The sequence below is a fragment of the Gilliamella sp. A7 genome, from assembly GCF_002142015.1.
Lineage (GTDB): Bacteria > Pseudomonadota > Gammaproteobacteria > Enterobacterales > Orbaceae > Gilliamella > Gilliamella apis_A.
Map to the genome: position 1 here is coordinate 1 of NZ_NASN01000054.1, position 16,020 is coordinate 16,020.

At 34.5% G+C, this 16,020-nt stretch carries 12 protein-coding genes; 6 read left to right on the plus strand and 6 right to left on the minus strand.

From position 1 onward, the window contains the following. Positions 1–911, plus strand: a 911-nt coding sequence (locus B6D18_RS12650) for a hypothetical protein (protein WP_158092578.1), incomplete at its 5' end; no start/stop codon positions are given. 222 nt (positions 912–1,133) lie between these two features. Here B6D18_RS12650 and cydC read toward each other — a convergent pair. The 5 genes from cydC to B6D18_RS10675 all read right to left on the minus strand — a co-directional run bounded on the left by cydC (position 1,134) and on the right by B6D18_RS10675 (position 7,908). Beyond that, positions 1,134–2,765, minus strand: a complete 1,632-nt coding sequence (gene cydC / locus B6D18_RS10655; protein ID WP_086364423.1) for a cysteine/glutathione ABC transporter ATP-binding protein/permease CydC — start codon at positions 2,763–2,765, stop codon at positions 1,134–1,136. Continuing rightward, a complete protein-coding gene (gene cydD / locus B6D18_RS10660) occupies positions 2,759–4,498 on the minus strand; it encodes a cysteine/glutathione ABC transporter permease/ATP-binding protein CydD (protein ID WP_086364424.1) in 1,740 nt (579 codons plus the stop codon). The genes cydC and cydD overlap by 7 nt, the downstream gene beginning before the upstream one ends. A 15-nt stretch (positions 4,499–4,513) precedes the next feature. Beyond that, a complete protein-coding gene (trxB, locus tag B6D18_RS10665) occupies positions 4,514–5,467 on the minus strand; it encodes a thioredoxin-disulfide reductase (protein WP_086364425.1) in 954 nt (317 codons plus the stop codon). 516 nt (positions 5,468–5,983) lie between these two features. After that, the gene (locus tag B6D18_RS10670; protein WP_158092579.1) at positions 5,984–6,637 is read right to left on the minus strand and encodes an NAD(P)H-dependent oxidoreductase; all 654 of its coding nucleotides are present in this window, start codon (positions 6,635–6,637) and stop codon (positions 5,984–5,986) included. Between the two features lie 8 nt (positions 6,638–6,645). Further along, positions 6,646–7,908: an AmpG family muropeptide MFS transporter gene (locus tag B6D18_RS10675; protein WP_086364427.1), complete on the minus strand. Its 1,263-nt coding sequence runs from the start codon at positions 7,906–7,908 to the stop codon at positions 6,646–6,648. Between the two features lie 245 nt (positions 7,909–8,153). Here B6D18_RS10675 and B6D18_RS10680 point away from each other — a divergent pair, with 245 nt between their 5' ends. The 3 genes from B6D18_RS10680 (at position 8,154) to B6D18_RS10690 (ending at position 12,393) form a co-directional block, all read left to right on the plus strand. Then, positions 8,154–9,155 (plus strand): 2-hydroxyacid dehydrogenase, encoded by a 1,002-nt coding sequence (locus B6D18_RS10680; protein WP_086364428.1) that lies wholly within the window; start codon positions 8,154–8,156, stop codon positions 9,153–9,155. A gap of 55 nt (positions 9,156–9,210) precedes the next feature. Next, a complete protein-coding gene (gene mltB / locus B6D18_RS10685) occupies positions 9,211–10,284 on the plus strand; it encodes a lytic murein transglycosylase B (protein ID WP_086364429.1) in 1,074 nt (357 codons plus the stop codon). Positions 10,285–11,049: 765 nt separating this feature from the next. Further along, positions 11,050–12,393, plus strand: coding sequence for a hypothetical protein (locus B6D18_RS10690; protein ID WP_086364430.1), 1,344 nt, complete (start codon positions 11,050–11,052; stop codon positions 12,391–12,393). Between the two features lie 141 nt (positions 12,394–12,534). Here B6D18_RS10690 and B6D18_RS10695 read toward each other — a convergent pair whose 3' ends face one another. Continuing rightward, positions 12,535–13,341, minus strand: coding sequence for a sulfite exporter TauE/SafE family protein (locus B6D18_RS10695; protein WP_086364431.1), 807 nt, complete (start codon positions 13,339–13,341; stop codon positions 12,535–12,537). Positions 13,342–13,617: 276 nt separating this feature from the next. On the opposite strand from B6D18_RS10695, the gene B6D18_RS10700 reads away from it, so the two are divergent. Further along, on the plus strand, positions 13,618–14,037 hold the full coding sequence (locus tag B6D18_RS10700; protein WP_086364432.1) for an OsmC family protein: 420 nt from the start codon (positions 13,618–13,620) through the stop codon (positions 14,035–14,037). A gap of 112 nt (positions 14,038–14,149) precedes the next feature. Then, a complete protein-coding gene (locus B6D18_RS10705) occupies positions 14,150–15,496 on the plus strand; it encodes an APC family permease (RefSeq protein WP_086364433.1) in 1,347 nt (448 codons plus the stop codon). The last annotated feature ends 524 nt before the right edge of the window (positions 15,497–16,020 follow it).

The window sequence follows — 16,020 nt, forward strand, 5'->3', positions numbered from 1 at the left end:
TGTGGGATATCCAAGCTAACACTCCTTATGGTGCACCGAATAATCGTTATTATGGTAATAATTGGGTGGAATATACCGTTATTCCCCATAATCAGAGTATCTGTTACTTAAGACCAAATGATATGGGTAATTATGGTGGCTATGACGGAAATGTATTTCATAACTTTTGGGGTTTTTCACGTTGGAGTGGCTTTCCGACCACTGGTTTTCAAAATGCGGCATTTACGGCAATTGGACCGGGAGCGAATCAACTTTCTTACCGTTGTTATTCACATAATGGAGCCGGCAAAATATGGTTATCGACCATCAATGGTTATGGTGCAAATTGCACGGTCAATTATGCTTCACAAGAAAAATGGCAATTTATTGAAAATGGTACGCCGGTAATAACCATGGAGTACTTTAATGGTCGAGATTGGATTTGGATGGATAATTTTACGATACCGGTACCAAGTAAATGGCCATCAATGTCTCGTTCACGAGTAATATTCAGTTCTGGCTCTACACCATTTCAACAATTTACCGCTCGTACGGAATTTCCAGTATTAAGTTTTTGTACAGGAAGACCTTCAGGTTTTTGTCATGGTCTGACTTGTGATAGAGATCCGTTGACAGTAAAAGAGGTCATAGATGAAGGATTTCGTCGAGAATATTTGTATAGTTCAAATGAAATCAGGATATCAAATAGTAATAATAGCTGGGACTTTATCCGTTCAGTAGGTAATTTTATGGGAGAATGGGGGATATTAAAGAATTATAACATGATGTGGGGAGAAAATGGGATATGGGTTGCAGACCAAATTTCCCATAGCTCATTTGGATTATCTCCAACCTATATTTCGAGTGAAGGACGTTTATTGCCTTCGGTATATCATGAAAATTTGAAGGAACTTGATGTTATTTGTCGCTAAGATTAATCTAATTATGTTTAGGTAATTGCATGATAAACAAAACGAATTATGTATATTAGTTAATGATAAATACGCGTTTTTTTAATAACTAAAGTATCTGATATGGAATTAACCGTATAGTCATATCTATTTTTTGAGGAATGAACTTTTTTAATCCTATAAATTTTGAGTAGCTGAAGTTTTGAGTTTAAAAGGCTTGATAAATGGGCAAAATATCAAAACTCAAAACTCAACAACTCTGTCAAACAACGGATTATCGGTTAATCTATGGGTGACCATTAGTAATGTTTTATTTTTACAGATTTGTTTAATCAGCTCGATGATCTGCTGTTCGGTTTGTTGGTCAAGGCTTTCAGTTGGTTCATCCATTAGGATTAGTGGTGAGTTATGTAATAATGCTCGAGCAATGCCGATACGGCGAATTTCGCCGCCAGATAGAGCGCGCCCACCTTGTCCTAATGGTAAATTCAAACCTTGATCAGTTGCTAACAATTTTGATAGTTCAACTTGATGTAATACATCGATCAACTGTTGGTCAGATGCCTGTCGGTTACCAATTAGCAAATTCTGTTTAAGTGTATCACTAAAAATAGTAATAACCTGAGGTACAACCGCAATGGTTTGGCGGAGTGTAGCTTCATCAAGTTGATCAACTGGAATATCATTGATCAAAATTTTTCCAGAATTTGCTTCCCATGTGCGAGTAACTAAATTAAGCAGTGTTGATTTGCCACAGCCAGTTTTACCTATTAAACCAACATGCTGACCGGAATTAATGGTTAATGAAAAGTGATTTAAAATAGCAAAAGGTTGATTAGGATAACTAAAACTAATGTCATCGAATTGTAGTTTAGCAATAGATAAATCGATAGTTTTGCCTTGTTCAATAAATTTGATATCAGGTGTTTGGTTAAATAAGGTTGTTGTGCGTTTTGCGGATGTTAATACCTGCCCTAAAAAGATAAATGCTCCTGGTATGGGCGCTAAAATTTCACTACTAGCCAAGCAAACAAAAACAAATAAGGCAACTAAAGGTGATAATGTGTATTGAGTGATCAACCACAGTACCAATAAAGTTAAAAAACCAGCAATCAATACGACGAGCGCACTTGATAGTGCCATTAATGTTGATTGGCGTTGTTGATGAAAAAGCCAGTCTGATTCGAGTTTATCTAGTTTTGTACGATAACGATGTTGCGCATTAAATAACGTTAGTTCAGCTTGACCTTGTAAATAATTAATTAATAACGCCCTATATTCACTTTGTTGTTTAGCTAATGTTTCTCCTAACTGTTTGCCTGCATGATAAAAAATGACAGGTATGGCAAGTAAGGTAATTGTTAACACGATAGTAATGATTAAGGCAATGGGTAAATTGATATAACTTAGCCCGACAAACAGCAACAAAATCATGATTAATGCGGTAACAATTGGTGAAAATAGTTTTAAGTAGAGATGATCAAGTGCATCAATATCGACAATAAAACGGTTAAGTAAATCAGCTTTTTGATATTGAGCTAATTGGTTAGCACTGAGTGGTAAAATCTTTCTAAATGCTAACGTTCTTAAATAAGCTAAAATTTTAAAAGTAGTGTTGTGATCAACTAAGCGCTCAACATAGCGTGATGCTGTTCGGGTAATTGCTGCTACTCGTACACCAGCTGCAGGTAACATGTAATTAAAGGTATATAAACCGGCAACACCAACAACGGCTGTAGAGGCTAAAAACCATCCCGATAATGAGAGTAAAAAGACACTGGCAAATAGCGTAAGAATAGATAAACTAAGTCCAATAACGATTTGCCAAAAGTAGTGTTTATAAAGAGCAATATAAGGGCGTAATAGCGTTAGCATGAACTCTCCTTAATGGCATTAATTTGTCCCTTTGAAAGTTTCCAAACTAGCTCAAAATCATGCATATCATCATGTTGATGAGTTATGGTAATACTGTTAGTGGCAATATCATATGGTGCTAACAATGCTACTGTCTGTTTATCTAAACTTGCGGTTGGTTCATCTAGGATTAGTAATTGGCAAGGTTTTAGCATTGCTCTGGCGAGCGCTACACGTTGGGCTTGTCCTACTGATAATCGTACCGCATCTTCACCGACCTGTGTCTCCACTCCTTCAGGCAGTTTAGCGATAACATCAGATAATTGTGCTTTAGCTATCACTTCATCAAGTTCATGAGTGGTTGCTGTGGGTTTACCAAGTAGAATATTTTCACGAATCGAACCGTTAATGAGATAAGGATTTTGACCAATCCAACTTATTTGTTGTTGCCAACGCTTTAAATTTAAATGATTAAATTCAATACCATTAATTTTGAGTGAACCTTGATAAGGCAAAAATCCAAGTAATACTTGCATGAGCGAGCTTTTTCCTTCACCACTAGTGCCAATTAAGGCTAATTTAAAGGGCGCATGTAATGAAAAGCTAAGTGGCCCAACAATCGGCAAAGCTTCATTGGATAGTACGATCAGATCTTTGGCTTCAATTGTTTTTAAAACCCCAATATCTAGATAATTGTTTGCTTGCAATTGATTCAAGTTAGTTTTTGGCTGAGCGTTATCAACTTGTTGTGGTAAATTTTTATTTAAAAAAGTTTCGATATTATCAGCAGCAGCAATAGCTTCGGCTTTAGCATGATAATAGACTCCGAGATCTCGTAAGGGTTGAAAATACTCAGGTGCTAAAATTAGTGCAAAAAAACCAGCAAATAAAGTAACCGTTCCATTATAGGCGCCAAAATCAAATTCGCCTAAATAAGAAAAACCAAAATAGACTGCCACAATAGCAATTGAAATTGAGGTAAAAAACTCTAACACAGCAGAGGATAAAAAGGCCATCTTTAATACTTGCATGGTTTTAACACGGAAATCTTCAGATGCTCGAGCGATTTCTTTCGTTTGTTGTTCACCTTGATTAAATAAGCGAATGGTGCTAAGTCCTTTTAATCGATCTAAGAAGTGGCCACTTAAATAAGCTAATGCTTTAAAATGGCGTCGATTAATATCGGCAGCTCCCATTCCCACTAAAATCATAAAAATAGGGATCAGTGGGGCGGTGAAAAGCAAAATAACCGCCGCCGCCCAGTTAAAAGGGAAGATAGCAATACAAATTAATATAGGTACCATGCTGGCTAAGCGCATTTGCGGTAAATAACGGGCAAAAAAGTCGTGTAAATTATCGACTTGCTCAATAACTAACGTACTCCATGCTCCGGTAGTGCTTTGATTTAAATAAGCCGGACCAAACAATTCAAACTGATCGATTAATTTTTGTCTAATCTGCTTACGGATCTTTTGCCCTAAAGCAAAGTTAATCTTTTCACGAAGATAAATTAACGACCCTCGAGCTAGTAAAATAATAATTAAAGATAAAAAGTAAGGGATAACTGTCAAAAAAGATTGTTGTTCAATAATTAATCTTTGTAAAATAATCGCCAAAAAAGCTGCTTGAACAATCATTAAAATACTTAACATAAATCCAGTTACGATTGAAGCTCGTAAATCTGACTTGTGTATTTTGGTGTGTTGTTTTAACCAGTTGAGTAAATAAGTTTGGCGTTGTTTATCTAAAGACATATTATTCAGCTGATTTTATTTTAAATTATCTAAATAATGTTCAGCATCTAACGCTGCCATACATCCCGTTCCAGCCGATGTAATTGCTTGTCGATAAATATGATCCATAACATCACCGGCAGCAAAAATACCCTCAATGCTAGTTTGAGTTGCATTACCTTGAGTGCCTGATTGCACTTTTATATAACCATTATTTAGTTCAAGTTGGCCGTCAAAAATAGCAGTATTAGGTTTGTGACCTATAGCAATAAAAACGCCCATTACATTAATTTCATCGGTAATATTAGGATCTTGGCTACTACGAATTCTAACACCTGTCACGCCCATGTTATCGCCTAGAATTTCATCAATAATTTGATGGGTATGCAATATAACTTTACCTTCTTGCACTTTTTCTGCTAAGCGGTCCATTAATATTTTTTCAGCCCTAAAACTATCACGACGATGGATCAAATGAACTTCACTAGCGATATTGGCTAAATAAAGAGTTTCTTCAACAGCTGTATTGCCTCCACCGACAACAGCAACTTTTTGGTTACGATAGAAGAAACCGTCACAAGTAGCACAAGCTGACACTCCTTTACTTTTAAATGCCTCTTCCGATGGTAAACCAAGATATTGTGCTGATGCGCCTGTTGCTATGATTAATGCATCACAACTATATTCAGTATCACTGCCAAAAAGTTTGAATGGTTTTTGGCTAAAGTCAACACGATCAATATGATCTAAAATGATTTCTGTATTAAATCGTTCCGCTTGTTGTTGCATTTTTATCATTAATTCTGGCCCAGTAAGTTCTGGATCGCCAGCAGGCCAGTTTTCTATTTCGGTGGTTGTAGTAAGCTGTCCACCTTGTTGTGTACCAGTAATTAATACTGGTGATAAGTTTGCTCGTGCAGCATAAACAGCTGCTGTGTAGCCAGCAGGTCCTGACCCTAGTATCAATAAGCGGGCATGTTTGGTTTTCATGTTATATCCTTTTTTATTCTGATATTCTGGCTAATTTAAATATGTTTAGCGCAATTTATAGTTGATAAGTCTAACATTATCAAGCTTTATCGTGCAAAAAAATTGGTTATTATAGCGATAGGCGACAGTGATAGTTTAAATTACTATTGGATAATTTTTTATTCTTCATATTTTCAGTTTTTAATTAATTTTTATTTTTTAAATTTTAAGTTAAATCTTAAAGATTATTTTTATTAAATAATGAGACTAAATCAGTTTCATTTAAAAGCAAATACTATGTTCACATCCTCACCACAAGCAGTGGAAGCTCTGTTAGTCAAAATAAAGTGGGTTAAAAACTATAAATTCCATACAAGAAGTATTAGTGATCTGCAAATTGGTAATATTTTATTTGGTATTAAATTTATTTTGCCGTCGCTATCGTTAATGTTGAAATATTGTATATGTTGATGAATTGATTTTTTAGACATTGGCCTTCATGCCGCCGGTTGGCGACAGAAGGAGATTTATTATTGATTATGATAAATAGGTGGTTACATCTTGAAGTGACCAGCGGATATGTGGTTGTTGCTCATTAATTCGATAACCAAATGCTAAACAGAGTCCAACTCCAAAAGTTTCACCACTAAACTGTGGAATATGTTTTTCTAAAATCTGTATGACTTTATCATGTTCAAATCCACCAATAGCACAAGAATCTATACCTCGATAAGCCGCTGCTGTCATCATATTTGCTGCAGCTAGATAATCTTGCATTTCAGACCAATGATTTACAGTTAAACCATTTGCTAAACCAAATTTAGTAAAATTAATAAAATCTTGGCAAGCAATATCAATGGAGGTTTGATCATTTTGATCAGGTAACGTTCTCGCTACCGCTTGACGTAAATAATGACTTTGTGAAGTAAAGTTACTGGCTTTCCGATAAAGTACAATAACATAGTGTGAACAACTAGTAACTTGCTCTTGGTTATAACAAACAGCACGTAATTCAGTTTTAATATCTGCATTATCGACAACTACAAAATGCCAAGGCTCCATCCCAAATGATGAAGGTGATAAACGACCAGCCTCTAAAATTGCTTCAAGATCTTCATGATTAATTTTTTTTGATTCATCAAACCGTTTACAAGCGTGTCTAAACTCGAAAGCTAGAGATAGTTTGTCCATAATGTCTCCTAAGATTTTAAATTCCATGGCGCAACTTTTAATAATAACACCATACCCGGTATGGCTAACATCGTACATAAACCGAAAAAGCTTGTCCAGCCTAAATAATCGACCATAATTCCTGTTGTCGAATTAATAAGTGTTCTAGGAATAGAGGCAATACTAGTGAATAACGCAAACTGTGTTGCGGTATATAATGGATTTGTGGTTTTAGCGATAAAGGCAACAAATGCTGCTGAACCAAGGCCAACACCTAATGCTTCAAATCCAATGACTAATGCTAATAAAACTTTTTGATGTGTATTAATTTCATCAAAAGGTCCTTCGATCGATAACCAAGCAAAACCTAAAATAGAAATAACTTGGACAAAGCCAAAACACCATAAAGCGCGGTTAATTCCTATTTTTATCATTAAGATACCGCCAACAAGAGCACCCAATACACTTGGCCATAATGATGCATTTTTAGCAATCCAACCCACATCAAAACGGCTGAAGCCCATTTTTAGGTAAAATGGGGTAGCTAAGGAGGTTGCCATGCTGTCCCCTAATTTATATAAAAAAATAAAAGCTAAAATCAATACGGCACTTTTAACACCTTGGCGTGTAATAAATTCACTAAAAGGTTTAATAATAATTTCATCTAAACTATGAGTCTTGGGAGTTTGATTGATTGGTTCTTTAACCAGTAGTGTCATAATAATTGCTGGTAACATAAATAATGCAGTAATGAGAAAAACACTGTTCCAAGGTAAATAATTTGATAGTATTAATGATAGTGAGCCCGGCACCAAACCGGCAATGCGATAAGCATTAGTATGGATACTGTTACCTAATCCAAGTTCATTATCGAGTAATAATTCACGCCTAAAAGCATCTAAGGCAATGTCTTGAGTTGCTGAAAAAAGTGCGATAATAAAACAGATATTTGCTATTAACCAAATATCTAACGTTGGTGAGAAAATACCTAAAATCGCAATCGAAAAGAGTAAAATTAGTTGTGATATAAACATCCAACCCCGACGTCGCCCAAGTTTGAATAGAGAAATATTATCCATAAATGGCGCCCAGACAAATTTGAAAATATATGGCATCTGGGTTAAAGAGAAAATGCCAATGGTTTTTATGTTGATATCTTCGCTAGCCAGCCATGCAGGTAATAGCTGAATTAATAAATAAAAGGGCAATCCGGATGCAAAACCAGTGAAAATGCAGATTAGCATTTTTGTATTAAAAATAGTTTTGAATATAGAATCTTGCGGATTATTCATTATTTAACTTATTGGTGAGTTTTTAGTGAGGTGCTATCATAGCATAATAATAAAAAAAGTAATTGCTAAAGGCATCATAAAACGTTTTACTATAATATAGATTTGTTGATGTCCAGTTTTTCAAAGCTAAAATAGCCAATTAAATCAAAATTCAGCATTCAATATTGTCAAAATTAGCATGTGACAATGTAGTTCAATCATCATTTAAAATAATATATCAATTTACCTTAAAGGGAGTAGCCGTTATGAAGAAAACTGTAAAAGTTGCTGTTTTTAGCAGTAAACATTACGACAAGGAACATTTAGAAATTGCGAATAAACATTTTGGATTTGAAATTGAATATTATGAGCATAAATTGAGTCATAAAACAGTGGTTACTGCTGAAGGGTATGATGCTGTATGTGTTTTTGTAAATGATGAAGTGGATAAAAGAGTATTACAAAAATTAGCCCATTATGGGATTAAAATGTTAGCTTTGCGTTGTGCTGGTTTTGATAATGTCGATCTAGCTGAAGCTAAGAAATTAGGTATCACTGTAGTTCGCGTTCCAGCCTATTCGCCAGAAGCTGTGGCCGAACATGCTGTTGCATTAATGATGACATTAAATCGTAGAACACATAAAGCTTATCAACGTACACGTGATGCCAATTTCTCGTTAGAAGGATTGACGGGTTTTAACATGCATAATCGTACTGCTGGCGTTATCGGTACAGGTAAAATAGGCCAAGCTGTTATTCGTATTTTAAAAGGATTTGGTATGAATATTTTAGCTTATGATCCTTATCCTAATGATATTGTCGTTGAGTTAGGTGCGCAGTATGTTCAGTTAGATGAACTTTATGCTAAATCAGATGTGATTACTTTACATTGTCCAATGTCACCAGAAAATTATCATTTGCTTAATAAAGAGTCATTTAACAAAATGAAAAACGGTGTGATGATTATTAATACTAGCCGTGGTGGTTTATTAGATGCAACAGCAGCAATTGAAGCTTTAAAACAAACTAAAATTGGTGCGTTAGGAATGGATGTTTATGAAAACGAGCGAGATCTATTTTTTGAAGATAAATCCAACGATGTTATTTTAGATGATGTATTCCGTCGTTTATCATCATGTCATAACGTGCTGTTTACTGGTCATCAAGCATTTTTAACCCAAGAAGCATTGTTAAATATTTCCGATACCACATTAAATAATATTGCACAAATTTCAGAAGGCAAAGAGTGTCAAAATATTGTTAAATAACAATTGATAATTTAATATATCGCCGGTATTTTAATTAATTAAATATGGATGATTTATGCAACGTATCATTATTTGTCTCATGATGATTTTATGGCTTGCTGCTTGTTCTAATGGAGCATCTTCTAAAACTCCTATGCAGAAGCATCGAGGCCATTCGGATGTTAAAGGTGGTGTTTATCTAGAGAAACAGCACGAACAGCCGAAAGCAGCTATTGTGCCTTTAACGGTAGATAAAGAAAAGTTTATTACTATGATGGTAAAAAAACATGGTTTTAATCGTCAACAACTTCGTACTGTTTTAGAGCAGACAAATAAACTTGATTGGGTAATTGGTTTAATGGATAAGCAAGCACCTCAATCAAGTTCTTCGAATGTACCTAATGGCGCTTGGATTCGTTATAAAAATAAATTCATTACACCAGATAATTTGCCAAATGGCGTCGAATTTTGGAATAAATATGACAAAGATTTACAACGAGCGTATAAAGAGTATGGTGTGCCACCTGAAATCATTGTCGGTATTATTGGCGTTGAGACAGGTTGGGGCCGAGTAATGGGCAAAACCAAAATAATTGATGCATTATCAACACTGGCATTTCACTATCCAAGACGATCACAATATTTTGCTAAAGAATTGGAAGACTTTTTAATTATGTGTCGTGATGAAGGGGTGGATCCCTTTGATTTAAGTGGATCATTTGCCGGCGCTATGGGATATGGTCAGTTTATGCCATCAGCATTTAGAAATCATGCTGTTGACTTTAATCATGATGGTCATATTGATTTATGGGATCCTGTTGATGCGATTGGTAGTGTGGCTAATTATTTCAAATCACATGGTTGGAAACGTAATAGAAAAGTTGCTGTAGTTGCTGATGGACAAGCGCTTTCTCTTGATACAGGTTTTAGTACTAAATATTCAATTGAGCATTTGGCTCAATCAGGATTAAAACCGAAAAGCTCCTTAGAAGGTAATAAAGAAGTCAGCTTGTTGCGTTTAGATATGGGCGATACTTATCAATTTTGGTATGGTTTACCTAATTTTTATGTCATTACTCGTTATAATCATAGTACACATTATGCGATGGCGGTATGGCAATTAGGATTAGCAGTTAAACGAGCCAGATAAAATAACGTTAAATGATTAAACCAAAGGTCGCAATTTGCGACCTTTTTTATTAATTCCTGTAAACTCCACTCAAAATTTGAGGAGAGGGGTTTTTACAACCTGAAAACTAGTTAAATAAAAGTAAATAACTATTCAAGCTGCTGGCAAAAATACTATCAATTCCCACAATATTTTACTGCTAAAAATAATGTTTTAAGGCTTATGTTTTTGCGTGTGCTGATAATCAAGGGCATTTAGGATAGAAAATATCAAAGACTTGTTTATTAGAACTTAATAAAAAAATAATTAATCTTATAATGATTATTTTTCTGTTTAGCTATATTAATAAAATTCTACGAAAATAAAATAATCTAGGTAAAACTTAAACTCTTTTAATAATCAAACTTAGAACGATAAAATGGTTTAAGATTATCTTAATAGCTTAGAATTAAGATCGATTCATTCTGCATCGAAACAATTGTTTTTTACAAAACTTAACAATTTTTAGGGAAAAAAATTGTTGCATAGTTTTTCCCAGTAATTATACTTTTTCCATTCACTACAAAAAGTGATTAGATAGATTATTATTTCGCTATTTGAGCAAGGAAAGTTCAAATTAAACATTAAGTTACTTGACAGGATTGTCGCGATGCATTATAATTTTAACACCAAACACCAAACACCAAACCTGTAAAACTAACCTTATTATTAAGTTTATTTTTATCGAGTCCACTCTATTTAGTTTCAGTACTATTTTTTTTATCACTTCCATTTAGTAGCCACGCTTTGACGACGAGTACAACGAATTTTATTCATGGTAATGCACCTTTTTTAACCTTTGATGATGGTCAAAGTCGCGTTACTGATATGAGTAATTTACTTGGTATCAGCTTATCTGATGGTAGGACTTATTCGCCAAATAATAATTCAGCGACCAATCCGATTGTATTGCCGGATATAAATGAGACATTAATTAATGTGAATATGCTAGTACCAACCAATGCAGATTCAATCGCATTAAATACACTTATTGGCGCGCCCTATAATTATTGGGGGGATGATGATGGTGATGGTCAAGGCAATAGTGGTATTGCAGTTACAGGTAATTTAACGCTTACCATTACTGATAAAAATAATCAAAAAGTACTGCGTAATACCGCATTAGATATTTGTAATGCACCTTATAAAGTGGTATTGAGTAGTGATGGTGGTACATTATCTACCCAGTATGGTGTACCTAATAGTAGTGATTTTAGTGGTGGTAGTGCGACTTATTATATTAATCCTAAAGATCGTCCAAAGGTCTGTTTTGCGAAACCTACATTGAGATATGGTTCAGATACTGAGATTAGTGGTATAGACTTTCGTGGTCCGGCTTCAATGTGGGATCCGAATAAAGGTTTTATTGTGCAGTCTAGGGATCCATTATCTTATGGTTTGAATTTCCCAACAACTGGTGCTAGTAATCTATATTTTGATTTAGATATTGGTGGTGTAGGGCCATTGAGATGGGATCCGGTTACTCACGATGGAATAACCGCAACCATGACGCCAAACTCCTCCGGTACAACTGTTCGTGTTACACTCACTGGTCCTGTTGCTAACGAAGCCCAATGGCAATCAGATTCTCCTGGTATTATATATAGACCTTCATTACCTCAGACATTCGAGTTGGTTGGTAGAGATAGTTTAGATAATGAAATTCTTAAATATGGTTTTCAATTAAAGCAATGGTTTATCAATCGAGGTAATAAAAGTTCTAATTATAGTTTAGCATTATCATGGTGTAACAGTATTGGTTACAGTGTACCTCAAGTTAAGGATTTAACTAATGCGGTTTGTTCAGGGCCATGGAGTGGTGATAACTGTCAGGGTGCTATCGGAGCCATACCTTCATCTACTGGTAATTACTACCAGCGTCGAATAAATGCTGGATTTTTTACTGAATGGGGATACCTAACCAACTACATTGGTGCGGGTACAGGTCACTATTATTTGTATTGGACTAGAGATCAATCAGGAAGTGAGCAGTTTATTGTTTACCCGTATGGAGGGGATGTTTATATGTACAATCCAGCTATTGACTTTTACGAACCCTACAGTTTTTATGCTCTGTGTACTTCATCTTAGTTGTTGTTTCTTGAATCGAGATTGAATAACTAAAATAGAGTCACGTAAAATTATTCTTGTTTAGGATAAATAGAGAAGTCATATTAACCGCTCTAAATAAGAGCGGTTAATATTTTTGAGAACAGGGATTTTAATTGTAAATTAAGAAACGATTAGTTTGACTGAAATTAATAATAAGAAGATACCAAAATATCTAATTAGTTTATTTATTGATAATTTTTGAGCAATTTGAACTCCGACTTTTGCCATGGGTATGCTAGCTAACATAATTGATAATACTGCGGGTAAATAGACGAAACCTAAACTGTATTTTGGCAGTTCTTGGATATTCCATCCAGCAATGATATAACCAATAGTTCCACCTAAGGCTACAGGTAAGGTAAATGCCGCAGAAGTACCGATCGCTTTTCGCATATCCACGCCGCATTTCTTTAAAAAAGGTACCACTAACACACCACCACCTACACCAACTAATGCGGCGAATACACCAATTAATCCGCCGATGAAGATATAGATTGTGTTAGGTAATAATGTCGCTTGGCTATTTTGTTTTTTCGCAACTTTTCCAGTTTTTAGAATAAATTTACTGCCTGTATAGATGAGGAAACCAATAAAAATCCATTTGAGCCAAATACCGGGAATATAAGGTGTCATGTAGGATCCGCCAATAGTGCCAATAATGCAACCTAATACCATCTTTTTTAAGATCGACCAGACAATATTATTATTTTTATTCTGAACCCAACTTGATGATAAGCTAGTACCAATGATTGTTGCTAGAGATGAAGCCACTGCGATATGGTTTATCCATTGCCCTCCATAACCAAAATAATCGAGTACCATAAGTAGTGCTGGTACAATTAACGCTCCACCTCCAATACCAAACATACCTGCAAGTAACCCAGCCAATGCGCCTATACAAAGCAAGATAATAAATTCAACAATCATACTCTATCCTTAAGTTGTGCATTCATAAAACTAATTATTTGATTATTTGATAGTTATAATAAGTTTTTTGGCAAGTCTATTTAAAATAGTATTAGTTATGTACTATGGCAATATTGTACTGAGGCTAGCTAAAAATACCAGTGGATAGTTATCTATTGATGACTTATATCAGAAAAAATAAATCAAAAGATGACATATCATTTGAAAAGACTTATGTTATTTAGCAATTAATATAAATAAATATGTTTAGTTAATTTTTGATGAAAGGGGAAAATAATGAAAGATCGTTTGAAATGGATTGATGAGTTTGGTTTTTTAGCTGAAACCGCAAGTGGGCACTCCTTAGTAATGGATGGCGGTATTGAACATAGTGGTCGAAACCGTGGTGCGAGACCTATGGAGCTTTTGTTACATGGTGCTGCAGGTTGTATGGCTTACGACATTATTGCTATTTTGAAAAATAATAAAAAGGATGTTCGAGATCTTTGGATCGATATTGATAAAACTCAAGCCACCTCTTCGCCAAAAGTGTATACCTCAATTAATTTTCATATTGTAATTACTGGTAATAATATCGATAACGAGGCAGTTGAAAAGGCGATTAAACTTGCATCTGAAAAATATTGTAGTGCTTCAATTATGTTAGGTAAGACCGCCAAAATGTCCTACACTTATGAAATAAGGGATCATGTTTAATAACTTTTTTATAACTGATAGTTATAAATAAATAACCAGCTGATATTAGTCTGAATTGCATTAATCCTTTAAGATTTCATCCTTTATCAGGAAGAAAACAACGAGAGTGATTATGCAACAATTAAGTAAAAATATGCGGTTTCGAGATTTAGTTATTTTGGGATTGCTTTTTATTGGCCCCGCAGCTCCAGTAGGGCTATTTGGAGTTTTAGATGTTATAAGCGATGGCGCCGTTGCACTAGTTTATATTGTTGCGACTTTTGTGATGGCGTTTACGGCATTTTCTTATGCAAGAATGTCAAATGCTTTGCCCCATGCAGGCGCTGTATATGCTTATTGTTCTATTGGTATTCATCCTAATGCTGGATTTCTCGTTGGCTGGTTACTTCTACTAGACTATCTGTTTATTCCTGCTGTTGCCTATTTGTTTAGTGGTATTTCATTAAATGCCTTAATTCCAGAAGTTCCTGTTTGGATATGGACCTGTTTTGCAGTAGTTATCACTACCATGCTTAATTTAATTGGTGTTAAAAAATCGGCTAGAATCACATTAGTTATCTTAGTCGTTGAGATTGCAGTCCTGTTTGCTGTGCTTTTAGTTGGTATTTGGATTATTACCACGCATGGAACTAAACAAGATTGGCTTACTCCGTTTATTGGTGGTGAGTTATTTAATTGGAGTAGCCTTTTTAATGCGGTCTCTATTGCTGTGCTTTCTTATTTAGGGTTCGATGCTATAGCAACTTTTTCAGAAGAACACAGTGGTGAGCGAAACTTAGTAAGTAAAGCTATTATTAGCTGTTTAATTCTTGCTGGTTGTTTATTTGTAATACAAATTTATATTGGAGCTTTACTTAATCCTTATGATAGCGAATATTTACGTAACCATCCTGAGCTACAAGGCAAAGCTTATTATAATATAGTTAATAATGAAATTAATTTATGGTTAGGATGGTCTCTTAGTTTAATGAAAGCTGTCGGGGCATCGTTTGCCGCTATGGTCGGTCAAGCTGCGGCAAGTCGTCTATTATTTAGTATGGGGCGAGATAAAAGATTACCTGCTTTTTTTGCTAAGATTGGTAAGAAAAGTGGTGTGCCTTCGAGAGCAATTTTATTTTCTGCATTGTTTAATCTATTGTTGGTATTTATTGCTGCCAATCATGCTAAGGGATTACCAATGTTAGTTTCATTTGTCGATGTTGGTGCTTTATGTGCATTTATTATGTTACATGTATCAGTAATAGGTTATTTTAAATTTAAAAAACGTTCGAATGGTTGGCGAGCTAATTTATTTGATATTTTAATCCCTATTATTGGCATTGTCGTATTGTTACCTGTGTTGTTACATATTGATAATTATGCAAAAATTATTGGTGGTATTTGGTTAATTATAGGAGTGATTATTCTTATTTTAAGTAAAAATCAAGGCCAAATCGGTTGGTTAGAAACAAATAAATAATCAAGATTTTGTTTAATCATTTTAGATGCAAAATTTTTTATAAAATCTGAAAAAATTGTCTGTTATATCTATTTAGCACGGCAATTTACTTTTTGCTATTTTTTGGGGTTAATGGTAATTTTTTATTGATGAGTAAGAGTATTGATGACAGCTAAATGGTAATTATGGATATTCATCTTCTATTTAATGCTTTATTGTTGCTGTGTTAATGTTTAATCAAGCTGTTAGTTGTCTGAATTTATAACGGATAAAATGTTTTAAAAGCATTTTTAAGCCAAAAAATTTGAGGAAAGGGGTTTTTTAACCTCTTCCTCAAGGAATCATAAGTTTTACTGTAACGAATAACAGGAAGATAGCAAAATAGTTAATCAGTTTCTTTATTGATAGTTACCTTGCAATTTATCTAACAATGTTTGCTATAAGCTTAATAGAAAATACTACCGCTTTTACCAATCTACAAATAAGCTGATAATTGTATTTGTGCTAAATAAGATAATAAACTCAAAGATAATAAAACTTTCTTG

What these genes read in the sequence shown, in the direction of transcription:
- cydC (WP_086364423.1), bottom strand. Translation starts at nt 2,765, where the DNA reads ATGCTAACGCTATTACGCCCTTATATTGCTCTTTATAAACACTACTTT.
- cydD (WP_086364424.1), bottom strand. Translation starts at nt 4,498, where the DNA reads ATGTCTTTAGATAAACAACGCCAAACTTATTTACTCAACTGGTTAAAA.
- trxB (WP_086364425.1), bottom strand. Translation starts at nt 5,467, where the DNA reads ATGAAAACCAAACATGCCCGCTTATTGATACTAGGGTCAGGACCTGCT.
- B6D18_RS10670 (WP_158092579.1), bottom strand. Translation starts at nt 6,637, where the DNA reads ATGGACAAACTATCTCTAGCTTTCGAGTTTAGACACGCTTGTAAACGG.
- B6D18_RS10675 (WP_086364427.1), bottom strand. Translation starts at nt 7,908, where the DNA reads ATGAATAATCCGCAAGATTCTATATTCAAAACTATTTTTAATACAAAA.
- B6D18_RS10680 (WP_086364428.1), top strand. Translation starts at nt 8,154, where the DNA reads ATGAAGAAAACTGTAAAAGTTGCTGTTTTTAGCAGTAAACATTACGAC.
- mltB (WP_086364429.1), top strand. Translation starts at nt 9,211, where the DNA reads ATGCAACGTATCATTATTTGTCTCATGATGATTTTATGGCTTGCTGCT.
- B6D18_RS10695 (WP_086364431.1), bottom strand. Translation starts at nt 13,341, where the DNA reads ATGATTGTTGAATTTATTATCTTGCTTTGTATAGGCGCATTGGCTGGG.
- B6D18_RS10700 (WP_086364432.1), top strand. Translation starts at nt 13,618, where the DNA reads ATGAAAGATCGTTTGAAATGGATTGATGAGTTTGGTTTTTTAGCTGAA.
- B6D18_RS10705 (WP_086364433.1), top strand. Translation starts at nt 14,150, where the DNA reads ATGCAACAATTAAGTAAAAATATGCGGTTTCGAGATTTAGTTATTTTG.